This window comes from Serratia sp. root2, from assembly GCF_031931805.1.
In the GTDB taxonomy this organism is placed as follows: domain Bacteria; phylum Pseudomonadota; class Gammaproteobacteria; order Enterobacterales; family Enterobacteriaceae; genus Serratia; species Serratia inhibens.
In genome coordinates this window covers 275365-294548 of the sequence record NZ_JAUJXB010000001.1, presented here as the reverse complement: position 1 = coordinate 294548, position 19184 = coordinate 275365, and the positions used below count along the sequence as shown (strand labels likewise).

Annotated in this window: 15 protein-coding genes; 8 read left to right on the top strand and 7 right to left on the bottom strand. The window is 58.1% G+C overall.

Translation table 11 applies throughout. From position 1 onward, the window contains the following. The first annotated feature begins 46 nt into the window (after positions 1-46). The 3 genes from QZQ97_RS01340 (at position 47) to QZQ97_RS01330 (ending at position 4794) form a co-directional block, all read left to right on the top strand. Positions 47-1558: a sugar ABC transporter ATP-binding protein gene (locus tag QZQ97_RS01340; RefSeq protein WP_311991902.1), complete on the top strand. Its 1512-nt coding sequence runs from the start codon at positions 47-49 to the stop codon at positions 1556-1558. Further along, positions 1555-2550 (top strand): ABC transporter permease, encoded by a 996-nt coding sequence (locus tag QZQ97_RS01335; protein ID WP_311991901.1) that lies wholly within the window; start codon positions 1555-1557, stop codon positions 2548-2550. The genes QZQ97_RS01340 and QZQ97_RS01335 overlap by 4 nt, the downstream gene beginning before the upstream one ends. A gap of 252 nt (positions 2551-2802) precedes the next feature. Then, a complete protein-coding gene (locus QZQ97_RS01330; RefSeq protein ID WP_311991900.1) occupies positions 2803-4794 on the top strand; it encodes a ligand-gated channel protein in 1992 nt (663 codons plus the stop codon). A 116-nt stretch (positions 4795-4910) separates the two neighbouring features. Here the strand turns inward: QZQ97_RS01330 and QZQ97_RS01325 are convergent, their stop codons facing one another. Continuing rightward, positions 4911-5699, bottom strand: coding sequence for an ABC transporter ATP-binding protein (locus QZQ97_RS01325; RefSeq protein ID WP_311991899.1), 789 nt, complete (start codon positions 5697-5699; stop codon positions 4911-4913). Further along, on the bottom strand, positions 5696-6778 hold the full coding sequence (locus QZQ97_RS01320; protein WP_006318069.1) for a FecCD family ABC transporter permease: 1083 nt from the start codon (positions 6776-6778) through the stop codon (positions 5696-5698). Before QZQ97_RS01320 ends, QZQ97_RS01325 begins: the two co-directional genes overlap by 4 nt. A gap of 357 nt (positions 6779-7135) precedes the next feature. On the opposite strand from QZQ97_RS01320, the gene QZQ97_RS01315 reads away from it, so the two are divergent. After that, positions 7136-8233 (top strand): GGDEF domain-containing protein, encoded by a 1098-nt coding sequence (locus QZQ97_RS01315; RefSeq protein ID WP_311991898.1) that lies wholly within the window; start codon positions 7136-7138, stop codon positions 8231-8233. A 91-nt stretch (positions 8234-8324) separates the two neighbouring features. Here QZQ97_RS01315 and QZQ97_RS01310 read toward each other — a convergent pair whose 3' ends face one another. Both QZQ97_RS01310 and yieE read right to left on the bottom strand, forming a co-directional pair. After that, positions 8325-9803: an amino acid permease gene (locus tag QZQ97_RS01310; protein ID WP_013813770.1), complete on the bottom strand. Its 1479-nt coding sequence runs from the start codon at positions 9801-9803 to the stop codon at positions 8325-8327. A 216-nt stretch (positions 9804-10019) separates the two neighbouring features. After that, positions 10020-10892, bottom strand: coding sequence for a DNA-binding transcriptional regulator YeiE (gene yieE, locus QZQ97_RS01305; protein ID WP_311991897.1), 873 nt, complete (start codon positions 10890-10892; stop codon positions 10020-10022). A 317-nt stretch (positions 10893-11209) separates the two neighbouring features. Between yieE and QZQ97_RS01300 the strand changes: the two genes are divergently transcribed. Both QZQ97_RS01300 and nfo read left to right on the top strand, forming a co-directional pair. Beyond that, entirely contained in the window at positions 11210-12289 is a 1080-nt protein-coding gene (locus QZQ97_RS01300) for a YeiH family protein (protein WP_311991896.1), read from the top strand. A 108-nt stretch (positions 12290-12397) separates the two neighbouring features. Beyond that, positions 12398-13237 carry a deoxyribonuclease IV gene (nfo, locus tag QZQ97_RS01295; RefSeq protein ID WP_311991895.1) on the top strand — a complete coding sequence of 280 codons (840 nt, stop codon included), beginning with the start codon at positions 12398-12400 and terminating at the stop codon, positions 13235-13237. A gap of 61 nt (positions 13238-13298) precedes the next feature. On the opposite strand, the gene fruA is transcribed toward nfo, so the two are convergent. Genes fruA through fruB form a run of 3 tightly spaced genes read right to left on the bottom strand, consistent with a single transcriptional unit; the run spans position 13299 to position 17070 of the window. Beyond that, positions 13299-14987: a PTS fructose transporter subunit IIBC gene (gene fruA, locus QZQ97_RS01290; protein WP_311991894.1), complete on the bottom strand. Its 1689-nt coding sequence runs from the start codon at positions 14985-14987 to the stop codon at positions 13299-13301. Between the two features lie 11 nt (positions 14988-14998). Next, the gene (gene fruK / locus QZQ97_RS01285) at positions 14999-15940 is read right to left on the bottom strand and encodes a 1-phosphofructokinase (protein WP_004947035.1); all 942 of its coding nucleotides are present in this window, start codon (positions 15938-15940) and stop codon (positions 14999-15001) included. Next, on the bottom strand, positions 15937-17070 hold the full coding sequence (gene fruB / locus QZQ97_RS01280) for a fused PTS fructose transporter subunit IIA/HPr protein (protein WP_311991893.1): 1134 nt from the start codon (positions 17068-17070) through the stop codon (positions 15937-15939). The genes fruK and fruB overlap by 4 nt, the downstream gene beginning before the upstream one ends. A gap of 247 nt (positions 17071-17317) precedes the next feature. On the opposite strand from fruB, the gene QZQ97_RS01275 reads away from it, so the two are divergent. Beyond that, the gene (locus QZQ97_RS01275) at positions 17318-17764 is read left to right on the top strand and encodes a nucleotide triphosphate diphosphatase NUDT15 (protein WP_311991892.1); all 447 of its coding nucleotides are present in this window, start codon (positions 17318-17320) and stop codon (positions 17762-17764) included. A 259-nt stretch (positions 17765-18023) separates the two neighbouring features. After that, positions 18024-19184, top strand: coding sequence for a NapC/NirT family cytochrome c (locus QZQ97_RS01270; protein ID WP_311991891.1), 1161 nt, complete (start codon positions 18024-18026; stop codon positions 19182-19184).

Genomic DNA, 19184 nt, shown 5'->3' with positions numbered 1-19184 from the left:
GAAGTACTTTAGCCATCTAAACACCTAAACGTCTTTTAATCACACTATGCCAACCGCAACGCCCTCACGCCTCGAGATGCGCAATATCTCGATCGCCTTTACCGGTTTCAACGCGCTGCAAAACGTCGATTTCACCCTGCAGGGCGGCTCCACGCATGCACTGGTCGGTGCCAACGGCGCGGGAAAATCAACGCTGATGGCGATCCTCTCCGGCGCACATGATCATTACCGCGGCGAGATTTTTATCGACGGCCAAAAAGTCGATATTCATTCGCCGCTGCAGGCCCGCCGACACGGCATTCATGTGGTGCAGCAGGAGGTGGACGTGGCGTTGATCCCCACGCTGTCGGTGGCGGAAAACATCATGCTGGACTGGCTGAACGAACCGGGCCATCTGCTCAACTGGGCGCAGATGTACCGCCAGGCCGCGCAATTGCTTCAGCAACTGGATTTACCCCTCAATCTGCGCCAACGCCTGGCAGAATGCACGCTGGCGGAGAAACAACAGGTGCTGCTGGCTCGCGCGCTGTCGCATCGCTGCCGTTTCCTGGTACTCGATGAACCCACCGCCCCGCTCGATCGCGCTGAAAGCGAGCGCCTGTTTCGCGTAGTTCGCCGCTTGCAGTCCGAAGGCATCGGCATTGTGTTTATCTCCCACCGCATTCACGAATTGAGTGAAATTTGCGATCGACTGACGGTGCTGCGCGATGGCCGCCACGTCAGCGAAGATGCCATGCAGGGGCTGGTCGGCGAGCAGATTGTCGAGAAAATGCTTGGCCACCGGCTGGACGATATCTTCCCGCCGCCGCGGCCACCGCACGGCTCACGCCCGTTGCTGCAGGTAGAAGGCCTGCACGATCGTCACAAACTGCGCGACGTCTCCCTGCGGCTGCATCAGGGTGAGATTTTGGGTATCGCCGGGCTGGCCGGCGCGGGCAAAACCGAACTGTGCAAGGCGCTGTTCGGAGCCTCACCGGCCCGGGTGGAACGCGGCGAACTGCGCGGTAAGCCCTGGGCACCGCGTGCGCCGCATCTGTCCGTTGAACAGGGGCTGGCGCTGGTGCCGGAAGAGCGCCGCAAAGAAGGCATATTTATTGACGAAGCCATCCCGATGAACCTGAGCGTCAGCGCCGACGACAGTTTTTCGCGCTGGAGCCTGTTCAGCCGCCGACAGGAACTGCGCTGGGCGCGCGATATCATGCAGCGTCTGAACATTCGCGCCTCCGGCCCGCAGCAGCGGCTAAAAAGGCTTTCCGGCGGCAACCAGCAAAAGGTGGCCATCGGCAAATGGCTGCGCGGCGATGCCGACGTGCTGATTTTCGATGAGCCGACCAAAGGCGTGGACATCAAGGCCAAACAGGAACTGTTCACCCTGATCGATGGCCTGGCGCGCGACGGTAAAGGCATTATCTACGCCTCCGGCGAATTCTCGGAGCTGCTCGGCCTGTGCGATCGCATCTGCGTCCTGTGGGACGGGCGAGTGGTGGCGGAGCTGAACGCCGCCGATATTGATGAAGAAACCCTATTATTGTATTCCACCGGAGGAACCCCTGCGTGAGTAAAGAATTATCCCTGCCCAATGCACAGCCCTGGCGTCATCAGCTGTTTGAGTTTCTCTACAAATGGGGGATGTTACTCACCGTTGTCGCGCTGATCGCCCTGTTCGGGCTGGCGTCGGACAACTTCCTCGATCCCAACAATATCATCAACATTCTACGTTCCATCGCCATCGTTACGGTCATCGCCATCGGGGTGTCTATCTCGCTGTCGGTGGGCGGTTTCGATCTTTCCGTCGGCTCCACCGCCTCACTGGCTAACGCGCTGGTGGTTTCGCTGTTCGTTTGGTACGGCTTCGGCACCACCGGCGCGATTGTACTGACGCTGCTGATTTGTACGCTGGTTGGCCTGTTCAACGCCTTCCTGATTGTAGTACTGAAGATCCCTGACATGCTGGCGACGCTGGCCAGCCTGTTTGTGATCCAGGGCGTTGCCATGACTTACAGCTACGGCGGGTCGATCACCCAAAATATGCTGTTGCCGAATGGCGATATGGCCGAGGGGATCATCCCGGACATTTTCTCCGCACTGGGCCAGGTGCCGGTGATTGTGCTGATTATGCTGGCGGTCACGATTGTGGTGCAATTGTTCCTGTCGCTGACCAAACACGGCCGCCGCATGTACGCCATCGGCGGCAACCCGGAGGCGGCGCGCCTTTCGGGGATCCGCACGGTACGTTACAAGGTCGCCGCGTATGTGATTTCCTCGCTGCTGGCCTCGCTTGGCGGCATATTGCTGGCGTCACGTATCGGCTCTTCACAGGTTAACGCCGGCGGCGGTTATCTGATGGATGCCGTCGCCGCCGCCTACATCGGTTTCTCTCTGGCCGGCTCCGGCAAACCCAACGCGCTCGGCACGCTGGTCGGTGCGGTGATCCTCGGCGTCTTACAAAATGGGCTGGTGATGCTTTCAGTCCCCTACTATGCGATGGATATTATCAAAGGGCTGGTACTAGCTCTGGCGCTGGCTATCACCTACATCCAGAAACGCTGACTTTCCCCCGGCGCGCCCTGCCGCGCCGGTTTTCCCTTTAATTCATCCGGTTACCTCTCTCTACCTCTTTTTAAGCATACAAATGATACGAATTATCATTTGCGTTTACATTCAGTTTTAAATCCTTACAATGGCCTGACGAAATACTGCCGAAATGATGTCCCCTGCTACGACAGGGAACCGTTTCTACCTATTCTTCAACCCGTTAAATCGACGCCTTGTCGATTTACAGCAGACCAGGAAAGGTTGCCCATGGACAAACCACGCTATAACAAGCTCACCGCACTGATTATCGCCTCACTCGCCAGCACCGGCGCACTGGCGGCGCAAGAGGATATCCAGGACACCATGGTGGTGACCGCCTCCGGTTTCCAGCAAAAAATTCAGGATTCCGCCGCCTCTATTTCAGTGATCCCACGCCAGCAGATCGAAGATAAAGCCTATCGAGACATCACCGACGCCCTGAAAGACGTGCCGGGCGTGGTGGTCACCGGCGGTGCCAGCAGCAGCGATATCAGCATCCGGGGCATGTCCTCCAAATACACCCTGATTCTGGTGGATGGCAAACGCGTAGACACCCGCGGCACCCGCCCGAACAGCGACAACTCAGGCATCGAACAAGGCTGGTTGCCGCCGCTGGAAGCAATTGAACGCATAGAAGTGGTGCGTGGGCCGATGTCTTCGCTGTACGGCTCCGACGCCATGGGCGGCGTCATCAACGTCATCACCCGCAAAACCTCCAGAACCGAGTGGAAAGGCTCGCTGCACGGCGACGCCACCTTCCAGGAACGCAGCGATTCCGGCGATATTTTCCAGACCAACGCCTATGCCTCCGGCCCGCTGATTGAAGGCCTGCTCGGCCTGCGGGTCAACGGCCTGCTGTCGCGCCGCGCCGAGGACCAAATCCTTAACGGCTATGGTGAGCAACGCATGCGCAGCGGCACCGCCGTGTTCAGCCTGACGCCGAACGAGCAGAATGATTTTGATTTCGAAATCGGCCGCTCCTTGCAAGACCGCAACAGCACGCCGGGCAAATCCATGGCGACCGAGAACTGCCGCAACGGCAAATGCACGCAAAACAGCGCCAGCGATAGCCTCTACACCCGCACCAACTACGCCGTGACGCACAACGGTTATTACGATTTCGGCAATACCACCAGCTATATTCAGCGCGAAGAGACGAATAATGCGGGCCGTGACATGAAGATGTATAACACCATCTTCAATACCCAGACCCAGTTTGACCTCGGTGCTCATATGCTGAGCCTGGGGGGCCAGTACCGTTACGAAAAACTGAACGACCTGGGCAACCAGTTGGATGCGGCCGACGGTTTGAACAAATTGACCCGCTGGAGCTGGGCGCTGTTTGCCGAAGACGAATGGGCGCTGACCAATGATTTCAGCCTGACCAGCGGCATCCGTATGGACCAGGATCAGAACTACGGCAATCACTGGACGCCACGCATGTACGGCGTCTGGCACCTGACCGAACAGTGGACGCTGAAAGGCGGCGTATCCGCCGGCTACCGCTCGCCGGATCTGCGCCAATCTTCCGCCAACTGGGGGCAAATTACCGGTGGCGGGCGCAAATCGATCATCATAGGCAATCCGGATCTGCAGCCGGAGAAGAGCCTGAGCGAAGAGATCGGCGTGATGTGGGATAACCAGAAAAACCTGAACGCCGGCGTGACCTTGTTCAACACCGATTTCAAAGACAAGATCACCGAAGTGCGCCGCTGCGACAGCGGGGATGGCGACGCGCAATGCATGATTGGCAACACGGCCTATTACTTTATCAGCGATCGCATCAACGTCGATAAAGCCAATATGCGCGGTGTAGAAGCCACTTTCGGCTGGCAGATCAGCAAAGACTGGAAGTGGAACACCAACTACACCTTTACTTCATCCGAACAGAAAAGCGGCGATAACCAGGGCAAGCCGCTGAACCAGATGCCGAAGCACATGCTCAATACCGTACTGGACTGGCAGGCTACCCATGACGTCAGCCTGTGGTCACGCGTCAACTTCCGCAGCAAGACATCGGAATACCTGAGCCGCACCTCAATGGCCAAGAGTACGCCTTCGTATACCTTTGTTGACGCAGGCCTCAGCTACCAGGCGAATAAAGACCTGACGGTCACCGGCGGGATTTACAACATTCTCGACAAAACCGTCGATTACGACAACTACAACACCACGCTGGACGGCCGCCGCTACACCGTCGGCATGACGTACAACTTCTGATGCCAACAGGGGCGCGCACTGCGCGCTCAAAACGCTAAAACAGAAAGGCCCGGTATCTGTATGACACCGGGCCTTTTTGTTTTCAAAATGCCTTACTTTCAAAATGCAGTAATCTGTCAGATCGCCGGCTGGGTAACCAAACCGTCGATCAGCACCTGCGGCGTTCCCTGCGAACAGCGCTCGATGCGCCCACGCACGCCATAGACCCGTGCCAGGCTCTGCGGCGTGATCACCTCTTCCGGCGTACCGTCGGCAATCAATTCGCCGTCCTGCAACATCAGCACGTGGTCGCCATGCCGCAGAGCAATATTGATGTCATGCACCACCACCACCGTGATGATATTGCGTTTACGCGTCTCTTTACGCACCAAATCCATCACGTGGAACTGGTAGTTGAGATCGAGCGCACTCAGCGGTTCGTCCAGCAGCAACAGCGAAGGCTGGCGGATCAGCGATTGCGCCAACCCCACCAGCTGTTTCTGGCCGCCGGAAAGTTGATCGAGATAGCTCAACGCCAAATGGGCGATGCCGAGCTGCGCCAGCAGGGCCATAACTTCCGCCTCGCTGCCGGCGTTGCTGCGACCGCCCGAAGCGCGTTGCGCGACGATGATCGACTCCAGCACGTGCAAATGCACCCCCGCAGGTAGCGACTGTGGCAGATACACCACCTTTTCCGCACGACGGGCAAAGGGCATCTGCATCAAATCGATGTCATCCAGCCACAGTTGCCCCTGCGCCGGGTTCAGCCCGGCCAGCGAGCGCAGCAACGTCGATTTACCGCTGCCGTTCGGCCCCAGCAGCACGGTGATTTGCCCGCGCGGCAACATCGGCACGGCAAGATCGCGGATAACCTGGCGTTTCGGATAACCGGCGGAAAAATGTTCAATTCGCAGGCCCTGACTCATACATTCCCCCGATGACGCAGAATAATGCTCAGGAAGAACGGCACGCCTACCAGTGACGTCACTATGCCGACCGGAATGATAATGCCCGGGATCAGGTTTTTCGAGGCGACTGAAGCCATCGACAGCACCAGCGCGCCAATCAAGGCGCTGGCCGGCAGATAGAAGCGGTGATCCTCACCGAAAATCATGCGGGCGATGTGCGGCGCCACCAGACCGATAAAACCGATAGGGCCGACAAACGCCACCGCCAGCGCGGAAAGAATACTGATACGCAACAGGGTCGTCAGGCGCAGACGACGCACGTCGATACCGAAGCTCACCGCCCGATCCTCACCCAACCGCAGCGCGGTCAACTTCCAGGAGCTCATCATCGACAGCGGCAACAGCACGGCGAACACGCCGAGCAGGATGCCCAACTTGTCCCATGAAGCGCGCGCCAGGCTGCCCATGGTCCAGAACACCAGCCCCTGTAACGTGTCTTCGCTGGCGATAAACTGCATCATTGAAACCAGCGCATTAAAGGTGAACACCAGTGCAATGCCGAACAGCACGACGCCGGAGGTGGCAACCCGTGTCCAGCGCGTGATGCCGTCGAGCATCAGTGCGGCAAACAGGGCGAAAATAAAGGCGTTGGCGGAAATAAACCACTGGTCCGGGATACCCGGTACGCCAATGCCCAGCACGATGGCCAACGCCGCGCCGAAAGCCGCTGCGGAAGAAACGCCGAGGGTGAACGGGCTGGCAAGCGGGTTATTCAGGATGGTCTGCATTTCTGCGCCGGCCAAACCAAGCGCAAACCCCACCACCACCGCCATCAGCGCGTAAGGCAGACGGATATCCCACACGATCACCCGCGTTCCGGCATCTGCCGCCGCAGGGTCAATCAGCGTTTGCCACAGGGAGGACAGAGAGAGCCCGGATGGCCCCATGGTAAAATCCAGCAGCAGCGAACCAATAATCGCCAGTGCCAACACCCCCATCATCAATAAACGGTGGCGAAGAATATGTTGATAACGCCCCATGACGTTGACGTCGGGTTGCCCCTTGGCGTCAGACATAGGATCGGTGGATACGCTCATTATTTCGGATACCTGTTACGACGATGATCATAGCGGCATGCAAACGGCCGCGCTACCCTGGCAAGCAGCCGCCAACAATAAAGCAAACGATAATACTTATCAATCATATCAATAGCTATTACCTGCCATGTTGAGATGTAACACTTTATTTTTAAAGGTTATTCGCCAAACACGCCTCATAACCTCCGTCTGCCGAACAGGGTTAATAATTCCGAAAGTTTCGTCGCTCCATGCAGCACTGTGACAAATTGCGACAAAACCACCTAGAATCCAAATCCTGACCGGCAAACGGCGCGCCAACCACGCGTGGCCGGATATTTGGGGCCTACTGTTTAGGCTCTTATTGAAGAGGCAGCCATGAGAAGTCGACCATCCACGTTAACGCCTAAAAGACCCGCCCTGCTCCACTGGCTGGTGCAAGGTCCACAACAGGCTGATGACGCCCAGTTTCAACGTCATCTCCGGCTTACGCTTGTTCCTTCTCCCCGAACCCCTTGGCTGAACGCCGCCGGTGTGGCAGTGCTGCTGCTGGCCTACGCCTGGTTGAGCAATATGGCGATCGGCATCGCTCTTCTGGGGTTGCTGTTGGCGCTGACCGGCATGCGTTGGTGGCTGGCTCGCGTCACGCCGCCCGTCTGGCCCAACGCCATGCTGGTAACGGTGCTGCTGTGGTCTGGGCTGGTCGGCGCTATTGCGCTGCTGGCCATGCTCTCTGGCCGAATGGTGTTGATCCTGTTCGCCGGTCTGCTGATTACTGCGCTGGCCTTCTGGCTGATGCAGCGCCACGCCGCGGCACCGCGCTTCGCCCTGCTGGAAATCATGCTGCTGACGCTGCCCTTCCTGCTGGCCGCGCCGCTGTCGCGCGTGCAAAATCTGTTTTTACTGGCAAATATCATCCCGCTGTGGCTGCTGCTGGCGTATGGGCTGATCACGTTCTACCATCGCCAATTGGTGCAATACGTCACGCTGGCGGGAGAAAAACAAAAGGCGGCTCATCGCGATCATCTGACCGGTTTTCTCAACCGCACAGGCGGCGAAACCGTGATGCAAGAGATTTGCCGGCCCTCGGCGACGGTACACCCGCTTTCGCACCTGTTTATTCTTGAATTCACCCCGCTGGCGGCGCTGTATCAAAGCCACGGCGTGCTGATCGGCGATGACGTGCTGCGTACCATCGGCGAGCGCCTGAAAATGCTGATCCGTCCAAGCGATTTTGTCTGCCGTTACACCGGCGGCCAGTTTCTGATCCTGGTGCACGATTTGCCTTACGGTTCCGAAGGGGAGTTTCTGGCGCGCATCATGCCGCCGCTGGAGGCGCCGTATGTCTTTGGCGTATTCGGTGAGGTGGCGCTGCAATTGAACGCCGGGGCGCTGGCATTAACCCAGGATTTTCAAACGGTAGACAGCCTGATGGTCGCGGCCCAACAAGCGCTGGCGATAAATACGAAAGAATAACGCGGCAAGAATGCGCCGCGTTTCATCCCCACAGCCTGTCCGGTTGCAGCATGTTGACTGCAGCCGGACATTCGCAAGGTATCGGCAGGCGTTACTTCACGTCCATTTTCGGGAATTCCATCTCGCTGTACTTCACGACACGGGTGCCACGCGTCAGCTTGTAGCCGAACCAGATCACCAGGAACAACGGAAGGCCGATATAGGTGGCGGTCACGCCGTACCAGTCGATCCGATCTTGCAGGAACGCCTGGTAGTTCTGCCCCAGCGTAATGATCAGGCACAGGACAAACGCAAAGATCGGGCCCAGTGGGAAGAAGCCGGAACGGTAAGGCAGATCGTTGAGGTCGCGCCCCTGAATCATATAGCCGCGGCGGAACCGGTAGTGGCTGATGGCAATCCCCAACCAGGCGATAAAGCCGGTCATGCCCGAGGTGTTCAGCAGCCACAGATAAACCGATTGGTTACCGAACATCGAACTCAGGAAGCACAGGCCCGCCACCACGGTGGTCGCGTACAGCGCATTGCGCGGTACCCCACCCTTCGACAGTTTGGCGAAAATGCGCGGCGCTTTGCCTTCCGATGCCAGAGTAAACAACATGCGGGTGGACGCGTACATTCCGGAGTTACCGGCGGACAACACCGCCGTCAGGATCACCGCGTTCATTACCGCCGCCGCCGACAACAGGCCGGCATGCTGGAATACCAGCGTGAACGGGCTGACGCTGATGTCTTTCACATCGTTACGCAGCAGGCTTGGATCGGTATAAGGAATGATCAGGCTGATAATCAGGATCGCGAAGATATAGAACAGCAGAATACGCCAGAACACCTGGCGCACTGCGCGCGGGATGTTTTTACCCGGGTTTTCCGATTCGCCGGCCGCGATGCCGATAAGCTCGGTCCCCTGGAACGAGAAGCCGACGATCATCGCCACGCCTATCATCGCCGAGAAACCGCCGGCAAACGGCGCATCACCGATGGTCCAGTTCTGCCAACCCGCGTGTTCGCCACCTTTGAGGATGCCGAAGATCATCAGCACGCCAATGCCGATAAAGATAATGACGGTGGTGACTTTGATCAGGGAGAACCAGTATTCCGCTTCGCCGAATCCTTTGACCGAAATGTAGTTCAACAGGAACATCAGGCCGAGGAACAGCGCGCTCCAGATCCAGCCCGGCGCATCCGGGAACCAGTAGGTCATTACCAGTTGCGAGGCAACCAGGTCAACGGCGATAGTCACCGCCCAGTTGTACCAATAGTTCCAGCCCAGCGCGAAACCAAAACCTTCTTCTACGTATTTGGCGCCGTAGGTGGAGAACGAACCGGACACCGGCATAAAGGCCGCCAGTTCGCCCAGGCTGGTCATCAGGAAGTAGACCATCAGCCCGATCAATGCATAAGACAGCAAAGCCCCGCCCGGGCCGGCCTGAGAAACCGTGGCGCCGGAGGCGACGAACAGGCCGGTGCCGATGGAGCCACCAATAGCGATCATGGTTAAGTGCCGCGCTTTCAGCTCGCGGCGCAATCCGGGTGCTTGCTGCCCCGATGTTTTTATATCCTGCTGAGCCATTCTTACCCTATCTGCTCGTCAAAAAATGAGGGCGGATTGTAACAAATACCCACCGGCGAACTAGTAACATTGCGCTGATATAAGATAGCTTCATAACTCAGCGCTAATTATTAGCGGCAGCCTAATTTTCATTACTTACTGTCATTAATGTGACAGGGTGCAGATTTTTATGCTTCATTTCCTCGTGCAGAGACGTTATTGGCGCAGCGCGCCGCCTCAGGTCGGCAACGTACAGTAGCTGAGGAAACGCTGCAGGGCGTTGGAGATGTGTTTTTGCCGATGGTGGATCAGATACAAGGTGCGCATCAACGGCGGCAGCGGAATTTTTAGCTCCACCAGCACACCGCTCGCCAGCTGTTCTTCAATTACCCGCCGCGACAGGCAACTGATGCCGATACCGTGACGCACCGCGTGTTTGATCGCCTCCGAGTTGCCCAACTCCATCACCAGTTGGAAGTGCGGCAGGTGCGCCAGCAACAGGTGATCCAGCACCTCTCGCGTGCCCGACCCGCGCTCACGCAGGATCCAGGGCGCATTGGCCAGCAGTTCCAGCGTCAGCGGCTGCCGGGCCAGCGGGTTTTCCGGCGCGGCAAACACCACCAACTCATCCTCCAGCCACGGCTGGGTGACCAGCGCCGGCATATGGCAGGGCCCCTCAATCAGCCCCAAATCGACGCGAAAATCCGCCACCGCACCAATCACGTCCTGGCTGTTGCCGACGTTCAGCTCCAGCGGCGTGGCCGGGAAATCATGGCGGTAACGGGCGATCATTTCCGGCAGCATATAGTTGCCGATGGTGCTGCTGGCGGCGATGCGCAACGCACCGCCGTCATGGCGGAACAACTGTTCGATCTCCCCCGCCTGCTCCAGCAGCGCCAGCGCCTTCGGGTACAGCAGCCGGCCATGTTCATTGATAACCAGGCGCTTGCCGACGCGATCGAACAGTTGCACGCTCAACTGCCCTTCCAGGTCAGCCAGCGCGGCACTGACCGCCGATTGTGATAACGCCAGGACTACCGAGGCCTGCGTGGTCGAACCGCTTTTCAGCACTTCGGTAAAGACTTCCAGTTGACGTAAGGTGATATGCATAACCATCTCGGTATTGAAAAGCGGCCTGACCGTAAAGCCACTGAAATTAATGCTAAATCTGCGCCGCTGTCCGGCAGCGACGCACAGGGTGTCTATCCATTAAGATTACCACGTTTGCAGAAATCGGCATGACGGCGCACCTCGCCCGCGACTTTCTCAACCCACTAGTTTTCAGATTGCAACCAACAACGGCGCGACCTGAAAAATGGCGAGGATTACCACTTATTCAGATAGGTTATAAATATATAATCAATTTCACTTTTATGCTGCCAAAACGTAGTCTTGTGCCCAAGGAATTCGATTAAAAGGGCTGACTTATGGCGACCGATACCACACCTGCTTTTCCATCACGACACTTTCCCCTGCACGGTTTACCTCGGCTGGCACCGGGGCTGTTGCTGGCCGGCGCACTCACCGCCCTGGCCATCTGGGCAGGCGATATCCCATGGGTTGCCGGCCTGGGGCTGGGTGCGCTGACGCTGGCGATTCTGTTCGGCATTCTGGTGGGTAATACGCTGTATCCGTGGCTGCAACCGAGCTGCCACAGCGGCGTTCAGCTCGCCAAACAGCGTCTGCTGCGGTTGGGCATCATTCTTTACGGCTTCCGCCTGACGTTTCAGCAAATTGCCGACGTCGGCGCTACCGGTATCATCATCGATGCGCTAACCCTGAGCACCACCTTCCTGCTTGCCTGCTGGCTGGGCAAAAAAGTGTTCGGTATCGACAGCCAGACGGCGATGTTGATCGGCGCCGGCAGCAGCATCTGCGGCGCAGCGGCGGTGATGGCGACCGAACCGGTATTGAAGGCCGATTCCAGCAAGGTGGCGGTAGCGGTGAGTACCGTGGTGGTGTTCGGTACGCTGGCGATCTTCGCCTACCCGTGGCTGTTTCAGTTGAATGAACATTACCAGTGGCTGCCGCTGAGCCAGGAAACCTTTGGTATCTACGCCGGTTCAACCATTCATGAGGTGGCGCAGGTTGTGGCCGCCGGGCATGCCGTCGGGCCGGATGCCGAGAACGCCGCAGTGATCGCCAAAATGATCCGCGTGATGATGCTGGCGCCGTTCTTGCTGCTGCTTTCCGGTTATATCAGCCGCAGCCGCGATGCCGGGAGCAAGGCGGATAAATCTGCCATCACCATTCCGTGGTTCGCGGTGCTGTTTATCGCCGTCGCCGGACTGAACTCGTTCAACCTGATCCCGGCCACCTGGGTGAAACACCTGATTACCGCCGACACCTGGATGCTGGCGATGGCGATGGCGGCGCTGGGATTGACCACCCACATCAGCGCAGTGCGCGAAGCGGGCGTCAAACCCATTCTGCTGGCCACCCTGCTGTTTATCTGGCTGATTGTCGGCGGCGGTGCGATGAACCTGCTGGTGCAACATTTCTTCTGATGAGCATTGAGCTTTCCCTGGCCCGCGATTTATCGCGGGCCTTTTTGTCGCCATTCAATCCTGCCGCTATCAATGCCATAATGACGCCGATTACACAGGAGAATGAAAATGAAGTTTGTCGGTGCACATGTCAGCGCGTCAGGCGGCGTGGATCAGGCGGTTATCCGCGCGCACGAATTAGAGGCGACCGCATTCGCCCTGTTCACCAAAAATCAGCGTCAATGGAAGGCCGCGCCGCTGCCGGCAGAGGTGATTGATAAATTCAAAAGCGCCTGCGCGCAGTATGGTTACGGCCCGGGGCAAATCCTGCCGCACGACAGCTATCTGATTAATCTCGGTCACCCGGTGGCCGAAGCGCTGGAGAAATCTCGCGAAGCGTTTCTGGACGAAATGCAGCGCTGCGAACAGCTCGGGTTGACGCTGCTGAACTTCCACCCTGGCAGCCACCTGATGCAGATTGATGAGGACAAATGTTTGGCGCGCATCGCCGAATCCATCAACATCGTGCTGGATAAAACCGTCGGCGTGACCGCCGTGATTGAAAACACCGCCGGTCAGGGCAGCAATCTGGGTTTCAGGTTCGAACATCTGGCGGCGATCATTGACGGCGTGGAAGACAAAAGCCGTGTCGGCGTGTGTATCGATACCTGCCATGCCTTTGCCGCCGGTTACGATCTGCGTACCGAGGAAACCTGCGAGCAGACCTTCAAAGCGCTGGGTGACGTGGTGGGCTTCAACTACCTGCGCGGCATGCACCTGAACGACGCCAAGAGCGCGTTCGGCAGCCGCGTCGATCGCCATCACAGCCTGGGCGAAGGCAATATCGGCAAAACGGTCTTCAGTTACATCATGAGCGACTCGCGCTTCGACAATATCCCGCTGATTCTGGAAACCGTGAACCCCGATATCTGGGCAGAAGAAATCGCCTGGCTGAAAGCGCAACAGTAAGCCTTAAAAACGAAAAAACCGGAGCCTGGTCGCTCCGGTTTTTTATTGCCTGCGGTTGGCGTTAAGCCACGGTGGCCGCAGGGACGTCAGCACGTTTCAGCAACGCATAAGACACGCCCGCCAGCAACGTACCGGCGATGATCGCCACCAGATACAGCAGCACCGGCGTGATGGCGCCCGGGATCAGCAGCACGAACAGGCCACCGTGCGGTGCCATCAGCTTGGCGCCAAAGGCCATCGACAGCGCACCGGTCAGCGCGCCGCCGGCGATGCAGCATGGCAGCACACGCATCGGATCACGGGCGGCGAACGGAATCGCGCCTTCAGAGATAAAGCACAGGCCCAACACCAGCGCCGCTTTACCGCCTTCCTGCTCGGACTTCTCGAACTTGCGGCGCGCCAGCAGCGTCGCCAATCCCATCGCCAGCGGTGGCACCATACCGGCGGCCATAATGGCGGCCATCGGGGCATACACCGAAGAACTCAGCAGCGCTACGCCAAAGGCGTAAGCCGCTTTGTTTACCGGGCCACCCATATCGGTACACATCATGGCACCGAGGATCGCACCCAGCAGCACCGCGTTGGCGGTACCCAGCGATTGCAGCCAGTGGGTCAGGCCTTCCATGATTTTCGCCACCGGCGTACCGACGATGTAAATCATGATCAGACCGACGACCAGGCTGGCGACCAGCGGGATGATCAGAATCGGCTTCAGCGCTTCCATACTCTGCGGCAAACGCAGTTTGGTACTGATAAATTTGGCAACGTAACCCGCCAGGAAACCGGCAATGATACCGCCGAGGAAACCGGCACCGGTGCTCACCGCCAACATGCCGCCGATCAGACCCGGCGTCAGGCCCGGACGGTCAGCGATGGAGAAGGCGATAAAACCGGCCAGCACCGGCACCATCAGCGCGAAGGCTGAACCGCCGCCTATCTGCATCAGCGCCGCCGCCAGCGTGCCCTTGACTTCAAACGCCTTGATACCGAACACGAACGACAACGCGATACACAAACCGCCAGCCACCACCATCGGCAGCATATACGACACGCCGGTCAACAGGTGACGATACGGTCCTGCGCTCTCTTTCTTCTTGCCGGCTGTGGCCGGGCTGCCGCTTTTTTGCGGTTGGAAAATCTCGGCTTCGGCCTGCGCCTTGTCCAGTTCCTGCGCGGTTTTCTTCAGCGCCAGACCGGTAGAGGTGCGGTACATCGGCTTACCGGCGAACTTGTCCAGATCCACTTCAATGTCGGCCGCCACAATGACCAGATCGGCTGCCGCCACTTCTTCAGGCGTAATGGCATTGCCGGCCCCCACGGAGCCGCGGGTTTCCACCTTCACCCACCAGCCGCGTTTTTTAGCTTCGCTTTCAATGGCTTCGGCTGCCATAAAGGTATGCGCCACGCCGGTTGGGCAAGCGGTGATCGCCACAATGCGTTTTTGACCGGTCGCCGTTGCCGGCACGGCAACCGCCGCCGGCGTCTGCCAGGCTTTCGCCTCGGCTTTTGCCAGTGCGAGGAAGGCTTCCGGCTCGCGTACCGCCAACTCCACATCGCCCACATAAACCCGTTTGCCGTTCAGCGCGGCGTCGGCAGGCACAGTCTGCCCCGCTACCACCACCAGTTCGGCCTCGGCAGGCGACTCAACCAGCGTCAGGCCGGTTTTCGCCGCAGCAGCGCCGAGCATGCGTTTCGCCAGGTGGCCACGGGCCTGCCCCAACGAACTGTCTATCATCAGCAGCGTTTTCATTACGCCTCCTGCTATTGGTTAAAAGGTTTCAGATCGACACGCGCCATCATCGCGGCCAACTGTGGACGGTCGGTCACGCCAACGTTGCTCTGGCTTACCGCCAGCGCAGCCACGGCGGTGGCCAAACGCAGAGTGTGTTCACTGGATTCGCGCATCAGCAGGCCATAAATCAGGCCGCCAACCATCGAATCGCCGGCGCCCACGGTGCTGACGACTTCGCAGGCCGGCGGCTTGGCAATCCAGGCGCCGGAGGCGTTAACCCACAGCGCGCCTTCGGCACCGAGAGAAATCACTACGTGGGCAATGCCCTGATCGCGCAGCGCATGCGCGGCCTCAACCACGTCCTCCAACTGCGGCAACGGGCGACCGGCCCAGATTTCCAGCTCGCGGCGGTTCGGTTTCACCAGCCATGGCGCCGCTTTCAATCCAGCGACCAGCGCTTCGCGGCTGCTGTCAAAAATGATGCACGGGCACTGTGCGCGCAGGCGGATCATCCAGTCGGTAAAGGCATCGGGATCAACGCCGGCCGGCAGGCTGCCGCTCACCGCAACCATGTCGAACTGGCCCAGCCAACTCAGAGAATCGGTCACGAAACGGTCCCAATCCTGCGATGTCACTTCAAAACCGGAGAAGTTGAAATCGGTCACTTCGCCGTCTTTTTCCGTCAGCTTGACGTTAATGCGGGTTCGGCCCGGCACCACCTGGAAGCGGTTGGCGATGCCCAAATCGCTGAACAGCAGCTGGAAACCGTCCTGGTTGTCTTTCCCCAGGAAACCGCCCACCGTTACATCAATCCCCAAATCTTTCAGCACTTTGGCGACGTTAATCCCTTTACCGGCAGCGTGCAGGCCAGCGGTTTTCACCAGGTTCACTTCACCGCGCTCGATCTCCGGGCAAAAGCCCACCAAATCGTAAGCCGGATTCAGGGTTATAGTGGCTACTCTTCTGGTCATGCTGCGCCCTCGCCCAGTCCTTCGTTAATCGCTTCACCGATCGCCTTCAGCGCCGTTTCAGCATCTTCACCCTTGGCGGTAAAGCGCAGGTGATGTCCTTTTTTCACGCCCAACGCCACGACCTTCATCAGGCTGCGTCCGTTGGCCGGTTTGCCACTGCCATCCAGGTTAGTGACGGTAATTTCACTGTTGAACTGCTTGATCACGTTAACCAGCGCGGTGCCGGGACGGGCATGCAGGCCGTGTTCATTGCGGATCACGTACTCTGCGCTCAGCGTGGTGCTTTCTTCTTCCACCTCGCTGGTCAGCAATGCCAGCACGGTGGCGGCATCGGCGTTCAGCAGGCGTTCAGCCTTGTTCGCCAGCAGCAGGTCGCCCAGGTAGTTCAGCACCGCCAGCGGTTGCTGGTCAGCCACGGACAGCGTCAGCAACAGCGCCACTTGTTCGCCGTCTTCGTCAAACGTCTGCGCCGGGCGGCTCAGGGTCGCCGCGCTGGTCAGATTGCCTTCGGTGCTGTCGCTCAACCAGATGCCCTGCCCCAGATTCAGCGGCCGACGGGTAATGACGTCGCTGACGAACTGTGCGTTGACCGCGCCGATTTTCTGCAGGCGGCCCGCGTTCAGCGCTTGCAGCGTCATCAGGTTGTCTGCGGCTACGTCGAGTGCGATCAGCGAAGCGTCGAACTGGAATTCAGCCGCCTGCTTTTCGCCCATCAGCAGGCTGCGCAGCTCTTCCGATGAGGTGGTTTTCGCCATCTGATCGGCCACGCTGTCGTCGCTCAGGACGTGCGTTAACTGACGCAGCAGCGCCAGGTGTTCATCGGAACGGGCGGCAATGCCGATCACCACATACGCAGTTTGGCCTTCGCCCCATTCGATGCCCTGAGGGAACTGGAACACCTGTACACCGGTATTCAGCACCAGATCTCGGGTATCGGTAGTGCCGTGCGGAATGGCAATGCCGTTGCCCAGGTAGGTGGAGGTTTGCAGCTCACGCTGCAGCATGCCGTCTACGTAAGCGGCGCTGACGCAACCGGCCTCGGTTAACGCTGCGGCTACCTGACGGATAGCGTCCTGCTTGCTGCCGGCGGCAGCGCCCAGGTGAATGTCTTGCGGTGATAACTGGAACATGATTCTCCTCTCCTGCTGAATTGAATCGTTTCAGCTTCATTGAGAAAAAGGAGCGTCACCGACACGCAATCATTGCGCCGATAACGCTGAAACGTTTCAATCAGTGTGTGAGCAGCCCCGACCGAAAGCAAGTTTTCTCAATTTTGATGTGATAAATTTTTGACCTTACGCACACTTTGACCTATGGGTTATCCGCAGAGGCGCGAAAATGACATACTGTGCTGAAACTTTGCTGACGGAGAGAAGCATGACTGTAGTCGCGGGCGTAGGCGTCATTATCGTTAATGCGCAGGGAGAGATCTTGCTGGGAAAACGCTGCGGTAAACACGCCCCTTTCTGGTCAATTCCCGGTGGGCATCTGGATGCCGGCGAGACGTTTGAACAGTGCGCACAACGTGAGATCGCCGAAGAAACCGGGTTGATCATCGCCCCGCCGCGTTTTATTGGTATCAGTAACAATCTGCAGACCTGGCGCGCCGAAGGGAAACACACGGTGTCGGTATGCTTGCTGACGCAGCATCCTGGCGGTGAGGCGGAACGGAAAGAACCGGAAAAATGCTTGGAATGGCGCTGGTGTTTACCTGACGCGCTGCCGGAGCCGCATTTTGAAGCCAGCCGCAACGCCATTGATCTGTGGCTGACCGGCCAATTCTATTTACCGACAGCCTCATTATTGCCATTGCCGAAAAAATAACCATTCCCCATTCAGGGTTTTCGCCCCCTGTCCGTGATGGCGTTTACAAAGTCATAATTCCCTGTAAAAACGCGTTATATAATACAAAATATAACGCTGAAAAATCCCTCAAATGGCCTTTTTTCCACTAAAAATAACCCTATAGTGTTAGATGTTTTTACCGATAAACCTTATACTTAATCCGGTTAATTGGCCTTTGGCCAACACCTTTTTTGGGAAAGGTTTTCCTTGGTATTTCATAATTATAAGTGGGTTCAATATGAACAAAAAGCTAACTGGCTGGGCAACCAGGCGCCGCTGGGGATGGCTATGGCTGCTGCTGCTCGGCATTATCCTCGGCGCTGCGCTATTGGCGGGGACCGCCACCGTATTCCATAAAACCAGCGACACCACCTTCTGCGTTTCCTGCCACACCATGCAACAGCCGCTGGCTGAATATCAGGGCAGCGTTCACTTCCAGAACACCAAAGGCATCCGCGCCGAATGCGCCGACTGCCACGTCCCGCACGAGCCGCTCGATTATCTGTGGACCAAAATCCGCGCGGTCAAAGACATTTATGGCGAAATGGTCGGCACTATCGACACGCCGGAAAAATACGAGGCGCACAAGCTGGCGATGGCCCAATCGGTGTGGAAAACGTTGAAAGAAAACGACTCCGCCACCTGCCGCTCGTGCCACAGTTTTGACGCCATGGACATCACCGCCCAGCGGCCCGAAGCGCGCATTCAGCACCCGGTCGCCATCAAACAGGGCGAAACCTGCATCGACTGTCATAAAGGTGTGGCGCATATTCTGCCGGACATGAGCGGTGAAACTCAGGCCGGCGCTGCCGAACTGGCGAAGGCGGCCGCAGAAACCTCGCCAACGGCCACCACGCTATACACCATCGCCACCGAGCCGTTCTTCCTGAAGCAAGACGACAGCCACAACGCCGGCAACCTGATGCCCTCCACCGAAGTTCAGGTGGTGAAACAGGACGGCGACAAAGTGCTGGCCAACGTCTCCGGCTGGCAACAAGACGGCGTGAGCGAGGTGTTCTATGCCGCGCAGGGTAAACGCATCCTCAGCGTGCTGTTGGGTGAAGACGCCCGTAAGCTATTGAAAATCGGTAAAACGCTGACCGACGCCGAAACCGGTCTGGTGTGGCATCAGGTTTCACTGCAGGTCTGGCTGCCGCGCAAGCAACTGATCGACGATCAGCAAAAAATCTGGCGCTACACGGCGGATATGATGTCGGCCAACTGTACCGGCTGTCACGGCCTGACCGCCCTCGATCGCTTCAATGCCAACCAGTGGATCGGCGTGATTAAAGGCATGGCTCCGCGCACCTCGCTGACCCAGGAGCAACTGCGCGTTCTGACGCAGTACGTGCAGAAACACGCCAGCGACATGCAACCTGCCGCACCGGCCAAGCTTTAA